Annotated in this window: 14 protein-coding genes; 8 read left to right on the top strand and 6 right to left on the bottom strand. The window is 71.7% G+C overall.

The features are described 5' to 3' along the window. Nucleotides 1-26 precede the first annotated feature (26 nt). Nucleotides 27-1,058: an endonuclease/exonuclease/phosphatase family protein gene (locus BIV04_RS13210; protein WP_071256759.1), complete on the bottom strand. Its 1,032-nt coding sequence runs from the start codon at nt 1,056-1,058 to the stop codon at nt 27-29. A gap of 83 nt (nt 1,059-1,141) precedes the next feature. Between BIV04_RS13210 and BIV04_RS13205 the strand changes: the two genes are divergently transcribed. Further along, entirely contained in the window at nt 1,142-1,996 is an 855-nt protein-coding gene (locus BIV04_RS13205) for a PHP domain-containing protein (protein WP_071256758.1), read from the top strand. 96 nt (nt 1,997-2,092) lie between these two features. On the opposite strand, the gene BIV04_RS13200 is transcribed toward BIV04_RS13205, so the two are convergent. After that, entirely contained in the window at nt 2,093-3,544 is a 1,452-nt protein-coding gene (locus BIV04_RS13200) for a DEAD/DEAH box helicase (RefSeq protein WP_071256756.1), read from the bottom strand. An 84-nt stretch (nt 3,545-3,628) separates the two neighbouring features. Here BIV04_RS13200 and BIV04_RS13195 point away from each other — a divergent pair, with 84 nt between their 5' ends. Next, entirely contained in the window at nt 3,629-4,348 is a 720-nt protein-coding gene (locus BIV04_RS13195; RefSeq protein ID WP_071256878.1) for a ferritin-like fold-containing protein, read from the top strand. Nucleotides 4,349-4,437: 89 nt separating this feature from the next. Here the strand turns inward: BIV04_RS13195 and BIV04_RS13190 are convergent, their stop codons facing one another. After that, nucleotides 4,438-4,734 carry a hypothetical protein gene (locus BIV04_RS13190; RefSeq protein ID WP_071256754.1) on the bottom strand — a complete coding sequence of 99 codons (297 nt, stop codon included), beginning with the start codon at nt 4,732-4,734 and terminating at the stop codon, nt 4,438-4,440. A 2-nt stretch (nt 4,735-4,736) separates the two neighbouring features. Continuing rightward, nucleotides 4,737-4,961 (bottom strand): DUF3107 domain-containing protein, encoded by a 225-nt coding sequence (locus tag BIV04_RS13185; protein WP_043595511.1) that lies wholly within the window; start codon nt 4,959-4,961, stop codon nt 4,737-4,739. Between the two features lie 131 nt (nt 4,962-5,092). On the opposite strand from BIV04_RS13185, the gene BIV04_RS13180 reads away from it, so the two are divergent. Together BIV04_RS13180 and BIV04_RS13175 are read left to right on the top strand one after the other, a co-directional pair. Next, nucleotides 5,093-8,293, top strand: coding sequence for a UrvD/REP family ATP-dependent DNA helicase (locus BIV04_RS13180; protein ID WP_083396450.1), 3,201 nt, complete (start codon nt 5,093-5,095; stop codon nt 8,291-8,293). Next, nucleotides 8,290-11,634 (top strand): ATP-dependent DNA helicase, encoded by a 3,345-nt coding sequence (locus tag BIV04_RS13175; RefSeq protein WP_255364289.1) that lies wholly within the window; start codon nt 8,290-8,292, stop codon nt 11,632-11,634. The genes BIV04_RS13180 and BIV04_RS13175 overlap by 4 nt, the downstream gene beginning before the upstream one ends. Here BIV04_RS13175 and BIV04_RS13170 read toward each other — a convergent pair. Next, a complete protein-coding gene (locus tag BIV04_RS13170; RefSeq protein WP_071256752.1) occupies nt 11,625-12,626 on the bottom strand; it encodes a phosphotransferase in 1,002 nt (333 codons plus the stop codon). The two genes, BIV04_RS13175 and BIV04_RS13170, sit on opposite strands and share 10 nt — an antisense overlap. Nucleotides 12,627-12,700: 74 nt before the next feature. Between BIV04_RS13170 and nudC the strand changes: the two genes are divergently transcribed. Both nudC and BIV04_RS13160 read left to right on the top strand, forming a co-directional pair. After that, entirely contained in the window at nt 12,701-13,633 is a 933-nt protein-coding gene (nudC, locus tag BIV04_RS13165) for an NAD(+) diphosphatase (protein ID WP_143048701.1), read from the top strand. Next, complete coding sequence (locus tag BIV04_RS13160) at nt 13,630-15,342, top strand: ATP-dependent helicase (protein WP_071256748.1); 1,713 nt, start codon at nt 13,630-13,632, stop codon at nt 15,340-15,342. Before nudC ends, BIV04_RS13160 begins: the two co-directional genes overlap by 4 nt. Before the next feature lie 812 nt (nt 15,343-16,154). Here BIV04_RS13160 and BIV04_RS13155 read toward each other — a convergent pair. Next, nucleotides 16,155-17,549 (bottom strand): zinc-dependent metalloprotease, encoded by a 1,395-nt coding sequence (locus BIV04_RS13155; protein WP_071256746.1) that lies wholly within the window; start codon nt 17,547-17,549, stop codon nt 16,155-16,157. Nucleotides 17,550-17,671: 122 nt separating this feature from the next. On the opposite strand from BIV04_RS13155, the gene BIV04_RS13150 reads away from it, so the two are divergent. Both BIV04_RS13150 and BIV04_RS13145 read left to right on the top strand, forming a co-directional pair. Further along, nucleotides 17,672-18,784, top strand: coding sequence for a PDZ domain-containing protein (locus BIV04_RS13150; RefSeq protein WP_071256744.1), 1,113 nt, complete (start codon nt 17,672-17,674; stop codon nt 18,782-18,784). A gap of 154 nt (nt 18,785-18,938) precedes the next feature. Further along, nucleotides 18,939-21,836, top strand: a complete 2,898-nt coding sequence (locus tag BIV04_RS13145) for a UPF0182 family protein (protein WP_071256874.1) — start codon at nt 18,939-18,941, stop codon at nt 21,834-21,836. Nucleotides 21,837-21,867: the final 31 nt, after the last annotated feature.

Raw genomic sequence — 21,867 nt, 5'->3', positions numbered from 1 at the left:
ACGGGCCGGACGCCCAGTCGGCGGGCTCAGGCCCCCGTGCGACTGAGCTGGGCGACGACCGGACGGTGGTCGCTGCCGGCGTCGTCGAGCTCGGTCACGACCCGGAAGCCGGTCGGCAGCCACTGCTCGGTCGCCATGACGTGGTCGATCGGGGCGCCGAGCAGGGGAGGGACGTCGGTCGGCCAGGTGCCGACCCCGGCGTTGGCGGTGGCCTCGGCCGCGTCGCGGCAGGCGCCGAGGGCCCCACCGTCGGAGCCGAGACCGGCCATGTGGTCGAGCGTGGCGTTGAAGTCGCCCGCCATGATCACGTCACCCGAGCGGCAGACGTCGGCGAGGTAGCCGAGGCCGGCACGCCATTGCCCCATGTGATCGGGCGTCGGCGACACGGGATGGGCGGCGACGATGGTGGGCCCCTCGCCCGACACGGGCGTCGCGACGACCGTCGGGAGCACGGGCGTCGTGCGCGCGTCGGTGGTGCCGTCGTCGCCGATCGCGACCTGGTAGTCGCCGAGCGCGGCGCTGATCAGCAGGGTCGTCGAGCGGCCGCTCGCGCTCTGGTCGTAGGCCACCGTGTGGACCCACATGGGCTTGCCGGCGGCGGCCATGGCCTCGGCGACGGCGACGCCGACCTCCTGTCGGGTCTCGGGGAGGGCGATCACGTCGGCGCCGACCTCGGTCGCGAGGGCGACCACGGCGTCGGCCCCGGTCGCCGCGCCGAGCGTGTTCCACGACAGGACGGTGACGTCGGTGGGCGTCTTCTCGACGAAGTCGGTGCGGCCGAGGCCTCGAGCCGTCACGACGCCGGCCGAGAGGACGCCGAACACGAGCAGCAGCACGGCCGCACTCGCCGTCAACGACCGGATCGGTCGCGCGATCAGGCCGAGCACGAGCAGCAGCACCGTCAGGACGATCGCCACGGCCGCGGCGACGAGGCGGAACGACACCACCTGAGCGACCGGGAAGACGCGCTGCAGCCCGACGGCCTGGGGCCAGAGGGCGGCCACCAGCACGGCGGCGACGGCGAGGACGAAGACGAGGGCGACGAGACGACGGATCATGGCCACTGGAGCCTAGGGGAACCCCCGACCGCAGGTCGGGCGCCGCACGGACGCCTCGGAAGCGCGCCGCCTACGATGGGGGGATGCCCACGCGCCTGGTCGACCTGCACACTCACTCGAGCGTGTCGGACGGCACCGAGGCGCCCGCCGCGTTGATCGCGTCGGCCGTGCGGGCGGGGCTCGACACCGTCGCCCTGACCGACCACGACAGCACCGCCGGGTGGTCCGAGGCCTCGGCCGCCGTCGCCGGGACGGGGCTCACCCTCGTCCCCGGCATGGAGCTCAGCACCCGGCTCGGCTTGAACAGCGTTCACATGCTCGGCTACCTCTTCGACCCCGCGCACCCGGGTCTGGTCGCCGAGACGGCACGCCTCCGCGACAGTCGTCTGCACCGCGCCGAGCGCATCGTCGAACGCATCGCCGCCGACTACGACCTCACCTGGGGCGACGTCCTCGCCCAGGCCAGCTCGGGAGCGACGCTGGGCCGGCCGCACATCGCCGACGCCCTCGTCGCCAAGGGCTACGCACCCGACCGCAGCGCCGCCTTCGCGGGCATCCTGCACTGGCGGTCCGGGTACTACGAACCACACGAGGCACCCAGCCCCCTGATCGGCGTCCGGCTGATCCGCGAGGCCGGGGGAGTCCCCGTCATCGCCCACCCCGCGACCCGGGGGCGCGAGCCCAACGTCTCGAGCGAGGGCTTCGAGGCCCTGGTCGACGCCGGCTTGCTCGGCGTCGAGATCGACCACCGCGAGAACACCACGGCGGGCAAGGCGCGACTGCTCGAGCTCGCCCGGCGGCACGACCTCATCGTGACCGGGTCGAGCGACTACCACGGCGACGGCAAGCCCAACCGGCTGGGCGAGAACACCACGGCTCCCGAGCAACTCGACCGGATCGTCGACGCGGCGACCGGGTGGGTGCCCGTCCGGGGCTGAGTCGACCCGCGCCTCCTCGTCCCGGACGGCGACGGGCCGGACGCACGAGACCCCCTCGCCGCGAACGGTCGAGGGGGCCTCGGTGAGGGTCGAGCGTCAGCCCTGGGGCTGCGACGACGAGTCGCCCGCCGGGCGGCGGCGACGGTTGCGGCTGCGCTTGCGCGGGGCCTCACCCGTGGCCTCGCCGGCCGGAGTCGCCGCGTCGGGTGCCTGGGCGGCACCGCGGCCCGTGGCCGAGGGCTCACCCGAGGTACGGACGGGAGCGTCGCCGCGACCGCGACCACGACCCCTGTCTCGGTCGCCCTGGGGGCCGCCGGTGCGCTCGCGCGTGCCGGCCGAACCCGCCTTGACCGCCGACAGGGAGGTCGCGCGAAGGCGTCCCTTGGTGCCGGCGGGGATGTCGAGGTCGGTGAAGAGGTGCGGGCTCGACGAGTAGGTCTCGACCGGTTCGGGCTGACCCATGTCGAGGGCCCGGTTGATCAGCGCCCACTTGTGCAGGTCGTCCCAGTCGACGAACGTCACGGCGATGCCGGTCTTGCCCGCACGGCCGGTTCGGCCGGCGCGGTGCAGGTACGTGTCGTGGTCGTCGGGCACGGTGTGGTTGATGACGTGCGTGACGTCGTTCACGTCGATGCCGCGGGCCGCGACGTCGGTCGCGATCAGGATGTCCTTCTTGCCCGCCTTGAAGGCGGCCATGGCACGCTCGCGCTGCTCTTGGTTGAGGTCGCCGTGGACGGCGGCCGCGTTGAAGCCACGATCGTTCAGCTCTTCGACGAGCTTGGCGGCCGCGCGCTTGGTGCGCGTGAAGACGACGGTCTTGCCGCGACCCTCGGCCTGGAGGATGCGCGCGATCACCTCGTCCTTGTCGAGCGAGTGGGCGCGGTAGACGACGTGCTTGATGTTCGCCTGCGTGAGGCCCTCGTCGGGGTCGGTCGCGCGGATGTGGATCGGCTTCGACATGAAGCGGCGGGCCAGTGCCACTATGGGGCCGGGCATCGTCGCCGAGAACAACATGGTGTGACGGGTGGCCGGAACCTGCTGGAAGATCTTCTCGATGTCGCTGAGGAAGCCCAGGTCGAGCATCTTGTCGGCCTCGTCGAGCACGACCTCTTGCACCTCTTTGAGGTTCAGGAGGCGCTGGCCGGCCAGGTCGAGGAGGCGCCCGGGGGTGCCCACGACGATCTGCGCGCCGGCCTTGAGCTGTTCGACCTGACCCTCGTAGGCCTTGCCGCCGTAGATGCTGACGATCTTGGTGGCACGGTTCGCGGTGGCGACCTCGAGGTCGTCGGCCACCTGGACGCAGAGTTCGCGGGTGGGGACGACGACGAGCACCTTGACGCCGGGGGCCGGGTCGAGGCCGATGCGCTGGATGATGGGGAGGCCGAAGCCGAAGGTCTTGCCGGTGCCCGTCTTGGCCTGGCCGATGATGTCTTGGCCGGCGAGGGCGAGGGGAATGGTCTGGGTCTGGATGGGGAAAGGTTCGAGGATCCCCTTCGACGCCAGAGCGTCGACCATGTCGGGGTCGATCGCGAGGTCAGTGAATGTCAAAGTGTTGCCCTGTCTCATATAGGGGGATGCGAGGAGTTTAGCCCGTCGCGACGGGCGGCCTCTCGGACCCCGTAAGATGTGGGCGTGGTGTCCTGGCCCGGTCGAGGTGCGAAACGCGGCGTCCCGTCCCTGCAGTGGCCGCGGCCCGCAGCGAAGCCGACCCCCGCGGCGCGGGTCGAGCTCGACCAGTTCACCCCCGACCTGCTGGTCTTCCTCGGGCACGCGGCCTACCTCGAGCTCGCACTCTTCGAGACTCTCGGGCGCTCGTCGGCGTTCGCCCCCGACGTCCGCGCGAAAGAGACCACCGGTCGCATCGCCGAGACGACGTTGGCACGACACCGTGGCCTGGTGGCCGAGATCGAACGGTCAGGCCACGACGCCACCGAGTCGATGGAGCCCCACATCGCCGCGATCGACGAATTCCGGGCCCGGACCGAAGGCACGGACTGGTACGAGGCGATCCTCGCCGACTACGTCGCGGCAGGCCTGCTCAACGACGTGTTCGTCCGGTTGGCGGCCGGGCTGCCCGCCGATCACCACAAGCGCATCGTCGCGGTGCTCAAGGCCCACGACGACGCACCGCTCGTCGTGCGAGAGCTCTCGGCGGCCATCGAGGCCGACTCGCGACTCGCGTCGCGGCTGGCCCTCTGGGGGCGCAGGCTGGTGGGCGACACCCTGCTGGTCGCGCGCGCTGCCGTCTCGGCGTCGCACGTGTCGGCGGACGACGAGCGTCTCGAGCCGGTCTTCACCGAACTCATCGCCGCCCACACCCGCCGCATGGACGCCCTCGGGCTCACCGCCTGAGTCGTTCCCGGGGTCGGCTTCGGGCAGACCCGTCGTCGCGGGTTCGCCGGTCGACCTCTCACCGGAGGCGGCCGACCGGAGGCGCGGTGTCAGGAAGCGGAGCGCACCAGGCGGGCGAAGTGCTCACTGTCGCGTGCCCGACGACGGACGGCCGCGACGCGGCAGACCACGAAGGCGACGACGGCCGGGAGGACGAGCCCCACGACCCAGATCCAGCCGCCGTCCGCGGGCCACCCCGCCCAGGTGAGGGCCTCCCACACGATCGCCGCCACGACGGCGCCGGAGGCCGGCGCGAGCAGGACGCCGCGGGTGTCGGCGTCGGGCAGCGCGTAATGGAGGACGAACCCGAGGATGGCGCCGCCCAGGACGACGAAGAGGAGTTCCACGGCTAGCTGACGAACCCGACCTTGCGGCTCTCTTCGCTGCCGACCTCGACGTAGGCGAGCGACGCGGTGGGGACCAGGTAGGTCTTGCCCTTGGAGTCGGCGAGGGTGACGTACGACTTGCCGCCGTCGAGCGCGTCGCCGACGACCTTCTCGACCTCGTCGGCGGTCTGCGCCGTCTCGAAGCTGATCTCACGGGGGCTGTTGGTGATGCCGATGCGAATGTCCACGTGGTCACGATAACCGACCTCGCCGCCCCGGCTCTGCACGTTCACTGTCGGCGCACAGGCGGTTGCGCCTCGGGCCGTCGCCCGCCCACCGGACCGACCTCGATGTCGGTCCGAGCCGGTAGCGTCGGGACATGGCCTCGACCGTCTCCTCGCCCCTCCCGGGCCCGACGCGAGCCGTGGTGCCGACGGCTCTCGACGACTCACAGCGAGCCGTGCTCGACCTCCCCGACGGGCGGTCGGCGGCCGTCCTGGGTGCCCCGGGCTCGGGCAAGACCTGCACGCTCGTCGAGTTCGTGGTGGACCGGGTCGAGGTGCGTGCGTGGGGCCCGGCGGCCGTCATGGCGCTCGCGCCGACGCGGTCGACGGCCACGACGCTGCGCGACGTGATCGCGTCGAGGCTCACCGTCCCCACCCCGGGGCCCCTGGCCCGCACCGTCTCGTCGCTCGCGTTCGACGTGGTCGGCCACGCGGCGCGACTCGTCGGCCTCCCCGCACCGACCCTGCTGACCGGCGGCGATCAGGACAGCATCGTCCGTGCCCTGCTCGAAGGGCACGAGCTCGACGGCACGGGGCCGTCCTGGCCCGACGGGCTCGGCCCGACCGTGCGTCGGCTCCGCGGGTTCCGGACGGAGCTGCGCGAGGTCCTCATGCGGTCGACCGAGCACCGCATCGGGTCCGAGGGGCTCCGGCGTGCCGCCGAACGGGCCGACCGGCCCGAATGGGCGGCGGTGGCCGACTTCCGCGACGAGTACCTGGGCGTGCTCGACGCGGCCCGGGGGCGGCACCTCGACTCGGCCGACCTCGTCGACTACGCCGTCGCCGCCCTCGACCGCGGCGAGACCTCCCCGGCCGTCGACGGGCTGCGAGTCGTCCTCGTCGACGACGCGCAAGAAGCGACCGAGTCGACCGTGGCGCTGCTGCGCGCCCTGACCCGGCGGGGCGTCGCCGTGGTCGCGTTCGGCGACCCCGACCTGTCGACCAGCGCGTTCCGGGGTGGCACGCCCGACGTGCTAGGCCGGCTCGGCCCCCGGCTCGGCCTGTCCGACGTCGAGACGCTCTACCTCTCGACGGCCCACCGCCACCAGCCGCCGCTACGGGACCTCGTTCAGCGCGTCACCTCCCGGATCGGGACGGCCGGCGCCGGCCGCCAGCACGCCGCGGTGGCCGCGTCGGTGGCCGAGCCCTCCGAGCCCTCCGAGGTCGCCGACGGGGCCGACTCCACGGTGCCCCCGATCGTCACCGTCCGGGCCGACAGTCCGACCCACGAAGTGGCGTCGGTGGCCCGACTCCTGCGCGAGCACCACCTGGTCCGTGGGGTGCCCTGGTCGCGCATGATGGTCGTCGTCCGCAGCGGCGGGCAGGTGGCCGGCGTCGCGCGGGGGCTGCAGCTCGCCGAGGTGCCGACCCGCACCTCCGTCGCCGGACGCGCCGTGCGCGACGAGCACGCAGCACGTCACCTGTTGCTCGCCGCGTCCGTGGCCGTCGGGCGCGACGAGCTCACCGTCGAGCTCGCGACCGAGTTGCTGCTGGGGCCTCTCGCCGGCTTCGACCCGCTCTCGCTGCGACGCCTGAGGCTCGCCCTGCGCGCCGACGAGCTCGGGGCGGGCGGCGTCCGCTCGGCCGACGACCTGCTCGTGGAGGCCCTCGAGGGGGCTGGTCGGTTCGTCACGATCGACTCGAGGTTCGCCGCCCGTGCCGGGCGTTTCTCGTCCAGCCTCGACGCGGCCCGTCGTGCCGCCGCGACCGGTGCGAGCATCGAAGAAGTGCTCTGGGGTCTGTGGGAGCGCAGCGGACTCGCGGCCGAATGGTCGGCGCAGAGCGACGGTCGCGGCATCGTCGCCGCCGAGGCCGACCGTCACCTCGACGGCGTCGTCGCGCTGTTCACGGCCGCCAAGCGCTTCGTCGAACGCACCCCCGAGGCGCCGGCCGGGGCCTTCCTCGACTCGTTGCTCGGGGCCGAGGTGCCCGAAGACACGCTCTCGCCACAGGCGACGGCCGAGACGGTGCTGGTCTGTTCGCCGTCGAACGCCGTCGGAGTCGAGGTCGACGTGGTCGTCGCCGCGCGGCTGCAGGACGGTGTGTGGCCGAACCTGCGCATCCGCGGCGGGCTGCTCGCGCCCGACGAACTCGTCGCCCTGGCCGAGCGCGGGCTGCTCCGCGGCGGCCCGTCCGACGACCGTGACGACGAGCCGGCCGCTGCCTCCGACGCCCGGGCCGCGGTGCTGTCCGACGAGTTGCGCATGTTCGCCCTCACGGTGTCACGCGCCACCCGACAGGTCGTGCTCTCCTGCACCTCGAACGACGACGAGGGCCCCTCGCCGTTCTTCCGGCTGCTGCCCGATGGCTGCCCGGAAGCCCCCGCCGGGCACCCCCTGTCGCTGCGAGGGCTCGTGGGGCACCTCCGACACGTGCTCGTCTCGTCGCCTCACGGCCCCCGGGCCGACGACGCGGTCGAGGCGTTGGCACGACTCGCCCACGAGGGCGTGGCCGGGGCGTCGCCGGACGACTGGTACGGGCTGCTCGAGCCGACCACCGTCGAGCCGCTCATCGACCTCGACGCCCCCGAGGCCCACGTGCCCGTGTCGCCGTCGCAACTCGGGTCGTTCGAAGAATGCCCCCTGCACTGGTTCGTCGACCGGTTCGGCGGCTCCCCTCCCAACGCGGCGATGGGTCTCGGCACGGTGCTGCACGACGTCATGGAGCACGCCGAGGGCACGGACGTCGACTCGCTCTGGAGGGCCGTCGAGGGACGCTGGCCCGAGCTCGAGTTCGAGTCGGCCTGGATCGCCGAGTCCGAGAAACGCCGCGCGCGCGACATGACCGAGAGCCTCTCCTCCTACCTGCGGGACTTCGAGGCGTCGGGTGGCAGCCTGCTCGGAGCCGAGTCGACGTTCACCCTCGACATCGGGCCGGCTCGTCTGCGCGGGTCGATCGACCGGGTCGAGCGCACCCGCGAGGGCGCCGCCGTCATCGTCGACCTCAAGACGGGGCGGTCGGCCCCGACGTCGCCCCAGGCCGTGGCCGAGCACCCCCAGCTGGGCAGCTACCAGGTCGCCCTCGCCGACGGCGCGGTCGAGGCCGTGCCCGAGGGCACACCCCCGGGCGGGGCGAAGCTCGTCATCGTGTCGTCAGGCGTCCGGGGCAAGCTCTACCGAGAGCCGGCCCAGGGGGCGTTCGACGACGACCGACTCGCGGCCTTCCGGGCCCGGGTCGTCGCCGCGGCCCAGCACATGGCGGGACGGGTGTTCGTCGCCCGCCTCGACGACCACTGCGAGGGCCGCCACGGTGGATCGTGCCGCATCCACGTGGTGGGCGAGGTGAGCGGCTCGTGACGGGCGTGGGCCGGGCCGCCGACGCGGCCGGCGCCGCGCGTGCGGGTGACGGGAGCGGCGTCGGCGACACGACCCGTGCCTCCTCGTCCCTGCTCGGAGCGGCCGAGATCGCCGAGGCGCTCGGGCTGCCCACCCCGACCGCCGAGCAGCAGGCCGTCATCGAGGCACCACTCGAGCCCGCCCTCGTGGTGGCGGGCGCCGGCAGCGGCAAGACCGAGACCATGGCCAACCGCGTGGTGTGGCTGCTCGCCAACCGTCTCGTCGGCGTCTCGCAGGTGCTCGGTCTGACCTTCACCCGCAAGGCCGCCGGTGAACTCGGTGAGCGCATCGAGCGGCGCATCGCGCAGCTCGCCGCCGTCGGACTGCTCGGCGACGAGGTCGATCCGTTCGACGTGCCCACCGTCTCGACCTACAACGCGTTCGCCAACGCGATCTTCCGTGACAACGCGCTGCGGGTGGGGCGCGAGAGCGAGTCGCAGGTGCTCGGCGACGCGTCGGCCTGGCAGCTGGCGCGCTCACTCGTCGTGGGAAGCCACGACGAGCGCCTCGCCGGGCTCGGCCGCAGCGTCGACGGCATCACCGAGGCCGTCCTCCGCCTGAGCCACGCCCTCAGCGAGAACGTCACCGGGCCCGAGCCCGTGGCGCGCCTGGCCGACCGGTTCCTCGACCTCGCGAGTCTGCCGTCGACCAAGGGCAGCGCCTATAAGTCGGTGGTCGACGCCGTCGGCGCGGTGTCGGCCCTCCCGCCGCTGCTCGACCTCGCCGCGGCCTTCGCCGACGAGAAGGCTCGTCGCGGCCTCGTCGAGTACTCCGACCAGGTGGCCCTGGCCCTCGAGGTCTGCGACACGGCGCCGAGCGTCGTGGCCGAGCTGCGCGACCGCTACCGCGTCGTGCTCCTCGACGAATACCAGGACACCAGCGTCGTGCAGACCACCTTGCTGTCCCGCCTCTTCGAGGGCACCGGGGTCATGGCGGTCGGCGACCCCCACCAGTCCATTTACGGGTTCCGGGGGGCCAGCGCCGCGAACCTCGGACGGTTCCCTGTCGACTTCGGGGCCCGGCCCGACGCCGTGTTCAGCCTCTCGACGAGCTGGCGCAACGCGTCGCGCGTGCTCGACGCCGCCAACACCGTCGTGGCCGAGCTGGCACGGTCCGCCGGTGCGGTCGTCGGCGAGCTGCACCCCCGGCCGGGTGCTCCCGAGGGTCGTGTCGAACTGCTCTTCGACCAGACGCTGCCGGGGGAGGCCGACCAGGTCGCGGCGTGGCTGCAGCGAGAGTTGGCCGTCCCCACCATGGTCGACGGCGAGCCCGCCCGCCGGACGGCGGCGTTGCTCTTCCGGTCGAAGAAGACCATGCCCGTCTTCGTCGAGGCGCTGGCCGCGCGTGGGGTGCAGTACCACGTGCTCGGCGTCGGCGGCCTCCTGCAACGCCCCGAGGTCGTCGACCTCGTGTCCTGCCTCCGGGTGCTGCACGACCCGTCGGCCGGTTCCGAGGCGATCCGTCTGATGGCCGGGGCCCGATGGCGGATCGGCGTGCGAGACATCGCGCGGTTGCGCGACGTCGCCTCGTGGCTCTTCTCGCACGACCACGCCCAGCAGCGCCTCGACGACGACGTCGCCGCCGGGTTCCGGGCGTCGGTCGCCGCCGGCGAGCACGGGTCCATCGTCGACGCCCTGGACTTCGTGGCCACGGCACCCGTGACCCATCGTCAGCTCGCCGAGTTCAGCGACGAGGGACTCGTGCGCCTGAGGCGGTTGGGCTCCCACCTCGCGTTCCTCCGGGGCCGCACCGGGCTCGACCTCGTCGACCTCGTCACGCTGGTCGAGCACGAGATGCTGCTCGACGTCGAGGTGGCGGCGGCCACCGGGGCGCCCTCGGGCGGTGCCTGGTTGCAGGCCTTCGAAGACGAACTGGCCGGGTACGTCGCGACCGACGAGAACGCCGGGCTCGGGGGCTTCTTGTCGTGGCTGTCGGCAGCCGAGCGTCGTGACGACATGGGGCCGCGGTCCGAGCAGGCCGAGCGGGGTACCGTCCAATTGCTGACCATCCACGGGTCCAAGGGGCTCGAGTGGGACGTCGTGGCGGTGCCCCGGCTGGTCGAGGGCGAGTTGCCCGGCACGTCCCGCGAGGGTGTGGGGTGGCTCGGTTTCGGCGAACTGCCGTACGAGTTCCGCGGCGACGCGGCCGAGCTGCCCGTGCTCGGCTGGCGGGGCGCCGCCGACCAGAAAGAGTTCGACCAGTCGCTGAAGGCGTTCAAGGACGAGCTCGTCGTCCGGCACCAGGCCGAGGAGCGGCGGCTGGCCTACGTCGCGCTCACCCGTGCCCGTGACGCCCTGCTCGTGAGCGGTTCCTTCTGGACGAGCGCCGTGCGCCCTCGTCCGGCGAGCCGGTTCGTCGTCGAGCTGGCCGAGAGAGGACTCGTGCCGACCGGCGACCTGCCCGAGCGACCCGACGACGACGAGAACCCCCTGGCCGCCGCATCCCGCGAGCTCAGCTGGCCGCTCGACCCTTTGGGCCAGCGCCGCGCGGTCGTCGAGGACGCCGCGGCACGGGTCGCCGCGGCCGTGGACCGGCGCTCACGAGACGAGCCCGCCGACACGGAGCGGTCACGGCCGCTGTCGAGATGGTCGTCCGACATCGACCTGCTGCTGCTCGAGCGTGACGCCGCGCGAGCGGGCGCCGGGGCGGTTCCCCTGCCACAGCGCATCCCCGCCTCACGGTTCAAGGACTACGTCGACGACCCGGCCGCGGTCGCCGCCGCTCTCCGTCGTCCCCTGCCCGAACGGCCCTATCGAGCCACCCGCCTCGGCACGCTGTTCCACGAGTGGGTGGAAGAGCGCTTCCGGCCGACGGGCCGTGCCGAGACCCTGGACGCCTGGGGAGACGAGAGCGATCTCGACGACGAGCGGGTCGGCTCACCCGGGTCCGGGCCGGTCGACCCGGACGACGCGAGGAGGTTCGAGCAACTGGTCACGACCTTCGAGCGCTCGGCCTGGGCATCCCTCGAGCCGACCGACGTCGAGCTCGAGATCCACCTCCCCCTCGGCAGCCGCACCGTCATCTGCAAGATCGACGCCGTGTTCGAACGCGACGGCCGGTTCGAGGTCGTCGACTGGAAGACGGGCAAGGCGCCCACCGACGACGCCGATCTCGAGCTCAAGCAGCTCCAACTGGCGCTCTACCGCGAGGCCTACGCCCAGTTCACGGGCATCCCGGCCGACAAGATCGACGCGGTCTTCTACTTCGTGGCCGACGACGTGGTGCTGCGGCCCCGGCACGTGGCCGACCGCGGTGAACTCGTCGAGCTCTGGCAGCGGGTCGAGGCGTCGTCTCAGACGTGACGGCGCTCGGTCGCCTCGAGCAGGTCCTCGACGCCGTCGACGTCGAGGGCGGCGGTCGAGCCCGAGCCGATGCCGGCCCGTCGATCACCGGGCAGCGAGTCGACGAGCTTCGTCATCATCTCGACGGCGTCGTCCACGACCGACGTGTTCTTGGTGCCGGTGCCGTGCAGCAGCCACTTCGCCAGGTCGAGTTCGCGATACAGGGTCGCCCGGTGCCGCAGCTGGTGGTCGCTCGTGCCTCGGGCGGTGTTGTAGGCGTCGAACGCCGCGTCGACCGCTGTCGGGCTCGGGGCGCCGAGCAGCCAGGCCAGGTCGCGGGCGGGGTCGCCGACCTGCAGGTCGTGCCAGCCGAGCACACCGCTGACGGTGTCGCCGAGGACGAGCACCGAACCGGCGTCGAGGGAGCCGTTGACCACCGTCGGCTGGAACTGCCAGAGCACCGAGTCCTGGATGGCGGCCTCCCAGCGCTCGAGCAGCGCCGCGGGCAGCAGGCGCGTCGAGGCCGCGCGATCGACCAGCGCCGCCGAGGACCGCATGGCCTCGAACGGGGTGTGACTGGTCAGGCCGGCGTCGGTCACGAAGCTCGTCGGCAGCGAGTGGATCGCCGCCACGGCACGGCCCAGCGCCGTGGGCAGGTCGCTGGTCGCGGTCAGTCGCGAGATCGACAGGTGCTCGCCGGGGACGACGTCGTAGACGATGCCGCGCGTGCGACCGATCGGTGCCTGGCCGCGGTAGGCGGGTACGTCGAAGGAGAGCCGCCCGCGGACGCCGGCGCTCAGGGCGCGCAAGGCGACGAGGTCGGCCGACTGCTCGGCCTCGGCCCGTTGCGACCGGGGGACACGGACGATGCAGTGCTCTCCGGCGCGGCCGTCGACGAGTGCCGAGTCGAAGTCGCCACCCGTCTCGCTGCCGTGGCGTGACGCGCGCGTGACGTCCAGGTCCGCGACGGCGGCCGTGGCCAGCGCGGCTAGAGTGAGATGAGATCTGGCCATGCCCTCAGGGTAGGCCGCCGCACGCGATGCCCTGCCGTGCGCCACGCTGTCAACTCGCGATGATTGGTCGTCCGATGTCCTCGCCGCTCACGTCCCGGCTCCCGTTGTCCCGCCACCAGGTCGACCGTGACTACCTCACCCGCGAGCGCGCCGGGGTCGTCGACGAACTGCTCGCCTCGGCGGGCACCCGTGTGCTGCCGGTCTGGCGGGGACGCACCCTCATGGCGTCGGCGGATTCCCTGGCCCTCCTGCCGGCCTCGTCGGTCCCGCCGGCCGACGACTACGTCTACCTCGGCGTCTCGAAAGACCCTTCGGCCGCCGAACCCGTGGGCACGCCCGTCCTGGCGGCACTCCTCGACGACGAGCGCGCCAAGTCCATGGCGGCCGACGACTCGGCCTGGGGCAGTCCGCGAGTGTCGGGCACGGCGTTGAGCGCGCGCGACGCCGGCCTGGCCGTCGAGGCCGTCGCCGTGGCGAACTGGCACGACTCCCACCGGTTCTCGCCGCGGACCGGTCGGCGACTGGTCACCGACAAGGCGGGCTGGGTGCGTCGAGACCCGGACGACGGCCACGAGATCTTCCCCCGGACCGACCCCGCGATCATCGTCGGCGTGACCGATGCCGACGACCGCCTCCTGCTCGGTTCGAACGCCCTGTGGGAGCAGAACCGTTACTCGTTGCTGGCGGGTTTCGTCGAGCCCGGCGAATCGCTCGAGCACGCCGTGCAGCGCGAGATCTTCGAGGAGTCCGGCATCAACGTCGTGTCGCCCCGCTACCTGGGTTCACAGCCCTGGCCGTTCCCGGCGAGCCTCATGCTCGGTTTCCGGGCCGAGGTCGACACCGACGATCCTGGCACGCTCACCCCCGACGGCGCCGAGATCCTCGACCTGCGCTGGTTCAGCCGTGACGAACTCGTCGCGGGCCTCGGTGAGATCGTCCTTCCCGGGCGCACGTCCATCGCCCGCGCGATCATCGAGGACTGGTTCGGCGGCGAGATCGACCAGTGACCGAGGCCGCCGACCTGATCGCGGGGCTCGACGAGCAGCAGCGCCGGGCGGCGTCGAAGTTGCTCGGTCCCGTGTGCCTGCTCGCGGGTGCCGGGACGGGCAAGACCCGCGCCATCACCCACCGCATCGCGTACGGGGTCGCGACGGGTGTCTACGCGCCCAACCGCGTCATGGCGCTCACCTTCACCTCACGTGCGGCCGCCGAACTGCGTGGTCGGTTGCGTCACCTGGGTGCCGGGGGAGTCTCGGCGCGCACCTTCCACGCCTCGGCCCTGTCCCAGCTGTCCTATTTCTGGCCGCAGACGATGGGCGGTCAGATGCCGCGCCTCCTCGACAGCAAGGCCAAGGCACTCGCCCACGCCGCCGAGTCGTTGCGTCTCAAGATCGACACGGCGGCCTTGCGGGATCTCGCGGCCGAGATCGAGTGGCGGAAGGTCTCGCGGCTCACCCTCGAGGACTACGCGAAGGCCCTGCCGGGCAGGTCGCTGCCGCCGTCGATCAGCATCGAGAAGGCCGTCGACCTGCACCGGGCCTACGAGGCCGTCAAGGACGAACGGCGCCAGCTCGACTTCGAGGACGTCCTGCTCGCGACGGTCGGCATGCTCGAGCTCGAGCCGCGCGTGGCCCAGCAGGTGCACGAGCAGTACCGCTTCTTCGTCGTGGACGAGTACCAGGACGTCTCGCCCCTCCAACAAGACCTGCTCGACCTCTGGCTCGGCGGTCGGAACGACCTCTGCGTCGTCGGCGACGCCAGCCAGACCATCTACTCGTTCGCGGGCGCGTCGTCGGACTACCTGCTCGGGTTCGGCGCGCGATACGACGACGCCACGGTCGTCCGTCTCGAGCAGAACTACCGTTCGTCGCGGCAGATCGTCGACACGGCCAACCAGCTCATGCGGGGTCGGCCGGGGGCGTTGCACCTCCACCCGGCAGTCGAGACGACGGGTCCCGTGCCGCCCGTGACCGAGTACGCCAGCGATTCGGCCGAGGCCCGGGGAATCGCCGAGACGATCGCCGACGAGATCCGCTCGGGCGTCGCCCCGGAAGAGATCGCCGTGCTGTACCGGGTCAACGTCCAAGCCGCGGCGATCGAGCGCGCGCTCGCCGATGTCGGCGTGTCGACCCGCATCCACGGTGCGACGCGGTTCTTCGAGCTCCGCGAGGTGAAAGAGGCCCTGATGATGATGAAGGGCGCGGCGGTCAGCATCGTGGGCGAGCCGCTCTTCAAGACCGTCAGTGACGTCCTGCGGTCGCTCGGCTGGACGCAGGACGCTCCTGACCAGAGAGGCGCGATCCGCGACCGCTGGGAGTCCTTGAACACGATCATGGGCCTGGCCGAGGCGTCGGCGCCCGGGACGACACTCCGCCAGTTCGTCGACGAACTCTTCGCCCGCCAGGCCGGGCAACACGAGCCGACGATGGCCGCGGTCACCCTGGCGACGTTGCACTCGGCGAAGGGGCTCGAATGGCGCAGCGTGTACCTGGTCGGTCTCAGCGAGGGTCTCGTCCCGATCAGCTATGCGAAGGACGACGCGGCGATCGACGAGGAACGCCGCCTCTTGTACGTCGGCGTCACGAGGGCGCGTGAGCGGCTGCGGCTGTCGTGGAGCCGGTCGGGGCAAGGGCGCGGCGGCGAACGGCGCGTGAGCCGGTTCGTGGAAGAGCTGCGCACCCGCACTCCGGGTGGGGCGGCACGTTCGCGCGAGTGACGAGACCCTCGGCGATCGAGATCGACTCGACCTCGGAGTCCTCCGGTGTGCCGGCCGCGCCGCTCAGACGCGACCACAGACGGCGGGCGGCTCTCGTGGCGACCTCGTGGACGGACAGCAGCGGAGGCGCGGTGAGGGGTCGAGCGCTCAGCTGACCGGCGATCGCGGGCCAGGCGCGGTCGGCCTCACCGGCGTGGAGGTCGAGACACCGGGCGCAGGCCGTCGTGCCGGGCACCGTCACGGGGCCGATCCGGGCGTGACGATCGCCCAGTCGCACCACGAGGTGCGTGAGGTCGGACCTCACCCACTCTCGGACCACCCCGGGGTCGACGACGTGCCCGCCGACCAGGACGCCCGTGGCGTTCCTCGGTGGAGGCAGATCGGCGTGGGCCCGGCGGACGTCGGCCCCGCAGGACCCCAGGAGGCGCGCGACGGCATCGGCCACCGGGCCCGGCCCGCCGACGACGACGGTCGGCGGGACGATCGGCTCGGTGTCGCCGCCCAGCGCGGGTCGCAAGCGCTCGACGGAGGCCTCGACCGCGGCTCGGTCGACGCCGAGGTGGGCGACGAGGGTGGGCAGGCCGCCTGCTCCGTGGCCCGCGGCGACGGCGGCGACCACCCGCTCGTCGAGCCTGCTGACCGGACTCAGGACGAGCGTCGGACGGTCGACGCCGACCTGGAGGGTCGACGGGTCACGCCAGACGACGGGGGTACGGGGATCGAGGACGAGGGGCATCGTCCGATCATGTCGTGGAGGCGGGGTGGATCAAGGGTTGTCCACAGGTGACCGCAGGTCGAGGTGACCCGGGGTGTCAGGACCGGGGTGCGTCCGGGTCGGGCCCCGACCCGTCGGGCTCGATCGCCGACCCGTCGTCGCCTTCGCGGGGACGGTCGTCGGTCGTGTCGTCGAGCAGGTCCTGGATCGCCTGGTCCACGTCGTCGAAGGCGGGTTCGTTCGACGTCAGTCGAGCCACGAGGGCCTGAGGGTCGTCGACGTCGGCACTGGTGGGCACGATGTCCGGGTGTGACCAGAGGTCGTCGCGACGTTCGGCCCCGACGGCGTCGGACACGGTCTGCCACAGGACGGCCGCCTCGCGGAGGCGTCGCGGTCGCAGTTCGAGGCCGACCAGGGTGGAGAAGGCCGACTCGGCCGGCCCGCCGGCAGCGCGCCGCCGGCGCACCGTCTCGGCGATCGCCGCGGACTTCGGGAGGCGCGCCGTGGCCTGGGCGGTCACCACGTCGACCCAGCCTTCGATCAGGGCCAGGGTCGTCTCGAGGCGGGCGAGTGCGGCGAGTTGCTCGTCGGTCTTCGGGGGGATGAGGGCACCGCTCTTCATGGCCTCTTGCAGTTCGCCGGGGTTCGAGGGATCGAAGTCGACCGCGAGCTCTTCGAGCCGGGACGTGTCGATGCGGATGCCCTGGGCGAACTCGCGGATGGACGAGATGAGGTGCAGCCGCAGCCATCGTGCGTGGCGAAAGAGGCGGGCGTGGGCGAGCTCGCGGACCGCGAGGTAGAGCTGCACCTGGTCGGCCTCGATGTCGAGGCCCTCGCCGAAGGCGGCGACGTTCTGAGGAAGCAGTGCGGCCTGCTGCTCGTCGAGCAGGGGGATGCCGACGTCGCCGCCGGACACGACCTCGGTCGAGAGCTGGCCGACGACCTGACCGAGCTGCATGGCGAAGAGCGTGCCTCCGACGCTGCGCATGACCTGGCTGGCCCCGGCGAGCATCGAGCGCATCTCTTCGGGAGCCTGCTCGCTGAGCACACCGGTGAGGGAGTCGGCGATCGACGTGGCCACGGGCTCGGCGAGCTGGCTCCACACGGGCATGGTCAGGCGGGCCCACTCGGCCCGGGTCACCAGACGGGGCGTGGCGGTGAGCTCGGCCACGAACGTGACGTCGTCGAGCCACAGCGCGGCGACGTGGAAGGCCTGCTCGAGGGCGGCGGTCTCGGCCGCGGTCGGCGCGACGGGGGTCTGGGCGCCCACGGCGGTCGCCTGCTCGGTGGCGATCGACCAGTCGATGCCGTCACCGCTGCTGTTGACGGCGTTCTGCAGCTGGCTCATGAGTCGTGCCACGAAGGCCGGGTCGTCGGGCAGCCCCGCGGCCCCGGCGAGCTGTGACGGATCGATGTCGGAACCGCCGGACAGGAACTGACGCAGCATGTCACGGAACTCGTCCTCAGGCCCGCGCGGCGAATCATCGGTCATGCTGACTACGCTAGCTGCTGGCCGCACGAAGATCCTGGGATTCGGCCACCGCCCCGGGGCCGGCGCTCCGCTCGTGGCGAACGCGACCCGCGCCTCCCCGGCCGATCCCGAAAGGACCCTCCGTGGCCTTCTTCACGCCCCCGCGCACCTCCCCGTCGACGGCTCGCCGTGCGAGCCGGATCGGCTGGCCCCTCCTGGGTGTCGCCGTCGTGTCGGCGGTCGTCCTGAGCCTGCTGCCGGGGCCGTACCTGATCGAACAGCCCGGCCCGGTGTTCGACACCCTGGGCAGCGCCGAGTACGAGGGCTCGTCCCAGCCGCTCATCACCGTGTCGGGCCACGAGACCTACCCCACCTCGGGCACGCTCGACCTCCTGACCGTCAGCGTCCAGGGCAACCAGGACGTCCGGCCGGGGTGGGTCGACGTCGTCCGTGCCTGGGCGGATCGCAGCCGTTCGGTCATCCCGGTCGAGGCCGTGTACCCGTCGGGGGTGTCGAACGACCAGGTCGACGAGCAGAACGCCGTGGACATGCAGAACTCGCAGAAGTCCGCGATCGCCGCGGCGCTGATCCACGAGGGGTACGCCATCCCCAGCGCCGTGACCGTCAGCCAGGTCTCCCAGGGCAGCCCGGCCGAGGGCGTCCTGCGCGAGGGCGACGTCCTGGTCAGCGTCAACGGCACGAGTCTCGCCACCGACGCGGACGTGGACGTCCTCCGCGGCCTCGTCGCGGCGAACGGTGCGTCGACGCCGGCCGAGGTCGTCGTCGACCGGGCGGGGACGAGCGTCACCGAGCAGGTCACCCCGCAAGAGGTTGACGGCACGCCGCTGCTCGGGGTCGGGGTCAGCGTGGACTACACGTATCCCTTCGACGTGACGCTGAAGCTCGACCAGGTCGGCGGACCGAGCGCCGGCATGATGTTCGCGCTCGGGATCATCGACAAGACGACTCCGGGCGAGCTCACCGGCGGCGAGAAGGTCGCGGGCACGGGCACCATAACGGCGTCGGGCGAGGTGGGCGCCATCGGGGGCATCCGGCAAAAGCTCTACGGTGCTCGCGACGCCGGGGCGGCCGTCTTCCTCGCGCCGTCCACGAACTGCTCCGAGGTCGTCGGGAACGTGCCCTCCGGGTTGGACGTCTACTCCGTCGCCACGTTGGACGACGCGGTCACGGCCCTCGAGACGGTCGCGGGCGGCGGCGACACGTCGTCGCTGCCCACCTGCACGGCCGGTCGATAGCGTTCGTGCAGCCCGCGCAAAGCTGAGAAGGGGACGCTGGGACGGCCAGGCTCGACACGTAGGATGGCGGTCCACGTCCCCGTCAGCCAGGAGCACACCCTTGACGTCACCCGCATCGTCGCGAACCGCACGACGCTCGCCCCGATTGCCCGTCCTGGTCACGGTGGCCGTCCTCGCCGCCCTGGTCATCGCCTTCTTCATCTTCTCGTCGCTGCTGACCGACTACCTCTGGTACCAGCAGCTCGGGTTCACGGGGGTGCTGACGACGCAGTGGATCTCGCGCCTCGTGATGTTCGCGGTGGGCTTCGTGGCGATGGCGGTGCCGGTCTACATCAGCATCGAGGTGGCCTTCCGGTTCCGCCCCGTGTACGCCAAGTTGAACTCGCAACTCGATCGTTACCAACAGGTCATCGAGCCCCTGCGTCGTGCCGTCGTCGTCGGTGTCCCCGCCGTGCTCGGCCTCTTCGCCGGCATCGCCACGTCGACGCAGTGGCAGACCGTCCTCGAGTGGATCAACCGCACCCCCTTCGGCCAGACCGACGCGCAGTTCGGGCTCGACATCGGGTTCTACGTTTTCGAGTTGCCGCTGTACCAGGCAGCGGTCGGCTTCGCCTCGGCCGTCGTCCTCATCGCCGGCATCGCCGCCGTCGCGACCAGCTACCTCTACGGCGCTCTGCGCTTCACCGGCCGCGAGGTGCGCATCTCGAAGGTCGCGCGCATCCAGCTGGCCGTCACCGCCGCCGTGTACCTCCTGCTGCAGGGCGTCAGCCTCTGGCTCGACCAGTACGCGACCCTGTCCGACGGCACCAACAAGCTGCTCACGGGTGCCACGTACACCGACGTCAACGCGGGCATCCCCGGCAAGCAGATCCTCGCCGGGATCGCCGTCGTCGTCGCGATCCTCTTCATCGTGACCGCGATCGTCGGCCGCTGGCGCCTGCCGGTCATCGGCACGGCCGCGCTCATCATCATCAGCATCATCGTCGGTGGCATCTATCCCTGGATCGTCCAGCGGTTCACGGTCGAGCCCAGCGAGCGGACCGTCGAGTCGCCGTACATCGAGCGCAACATCCAGGCGACGCGTGAGGCGTACGGCGTGGCCGACGTCGAGGAGCAGACCTACGATGCGAAGTCCGACGCCGAGGCCGGGGCCCTGGCCGGCGACGCCGTCACGACAGCCAACATCCGCATCATCGACCCCGCGCTCGTGACCGACGCCTTCGCCCAGTTGCAGCAGTACCGCCAGTACTACAGCTTCCCCGAGCAGCTCGCGGTCGACCGGTACACGATCGACGGCAACGTGCAAGACACGGTCATCGCCGTGCGCGAGCTGAACACCTCGCAGCTCGGCAACTCGGCCACCCCCTACAACACGACCTTCGTCTACACCCACGGCTACGGCGTGGTGGCGGCGTACGGCAACCAGCGGTCGGCGGACGGCCAGCCCGTCTTCCTCGAGTCCGGCATCCCCGTGACAGGCGCTCTCGGCGACGCCGGCGACTACGAGCCGCGGATCTACTTCGGCCAGGAGTCGCCCACCTACTCGATCGTGGGTGGCGACGGCGGCAACGACATCGAGCTCGACTACCCGTCGGGCAGCAACGACAACGGCACGAACGAGACGACGACCTTCGAGGGCGATGGTGGGCCCAAGCTCGACAACGTCTTCAAGAAGCTCATCTACGCCATCAAGTTCCAGTCCGAGCAGATCTTCCTGTCCGACGCGGTGAACGACCAGTCGCAGATCCTCTACGACCGCGACCCCACCGAGCGCGTGCAGAAGGTGGCTCCCTACCTGACCATCGACAGTGCGCCCTACCCCTCCGTCGTCGACGGCAAGGTCGTCTGGATCGTCGACGGGTACACGACCACGAACGAGTACCCGTACTCGAAGCCGCAGGCCTTGTCCGACGCGATCGCCGACACGTACAACGACCGCCCGGTGTACGCGTCGAACAACATCAACTACATCCGCAACTCGGTGAAGGCCACGGTCGACGCCTACGACGGCTCGGTCAAGCTCTACGCGTGGGACACCAGCGACCCGATCCTGCAGACGTACGACAAGATCTTCCCGTCCACGCTGTCACCCCTGAGTGACATGTCCGCCGAGTTGCTCCAGCACGTGCGCTACCCGCAGGACATGTTCAAGGTGCAGCGGGCGATCCTCGGCACGTACCACGTGACGGACGCCGACTCGTTCTACTCGAGCGACGACGCCTGGGTCACACCGAACGAGCCGACGAGTAACGCACAGAACCCGCCGTTGCAGCCTCCGTACTACCTGACGCTGCAGCTGCCCGACCAAGACCCTGCGTTCTCGATCTATTCGACGTACATCCCGCAGCAGTCGGGTGAGAACGCCCGGAACGTCCTGACGGGCTACCTCGCGGCGAACGCCGATGCGGGGTCGACGCCGGGTGAGATCTCATCGGACTACGGCAAGCTCACGTTGCTGGCCCTGCCCCGCACCGACACGTTGCCCGGCCCCGGACAGGTGCAGAACAACTTCAACACCGACACCGCGGTGGCGAACCAACTCGCACTCCTCACTCGGGGCGACACGAGCGTCGTCCGAGGCAACCTGCTGACCCTGCCGGTCGGTGGCGGTCTGCTCTACGTGCAGCCGATCTACGTGAAGTCGAACTCCGAGACGTCGTACCCGGTCCTGCAGCGCATCCTGGTCTCCTTCGGCGACAAGATCGCCTTCGAGGACACCCTCGACGGCGCCCTCGACTCGCTGTTCGGCGGCAACTCGGGTGCGACGGCCGGAGACAACGGCGTACCGACCACGGGTGACGGCACCGACGGCACCGGCACCGGCACGGATGCCGGCGACGGCGCGACCGACGGGGGCACGGCGACGCCCGACACCGGTGACACGGGGGCGGGTACCGACAACGCCGCGCTCGACCAGGCCCTGGCCGACGCCCAGCAGGCCCTGACCGATCGTGCCGCGGCCTACGCCGAGAACGACCTGGTGGCGGCAGCGGAAGCCGACACGCGCCTCCAGACGGCCCTCGAGGACGCGGTCGCAGCCAGCGGTCAGTAGTCACGCGACAGCCGTCACGACGAACCCCCTC

This window comes from Frigoribacterium sp. MCBA15_019, from assembly GCF_001864945.1.
Classification (GTDB): domain Bacteria; phylum Actinomycetota; class Actinomycetes; order Actinomycetales; family Microbacteriaceae; genus Frigoribacterium.
Note: the sequence above shows the minus strand (reverse complement) of the source record. Positions and strands in the feature narration are given on the sequence as shown.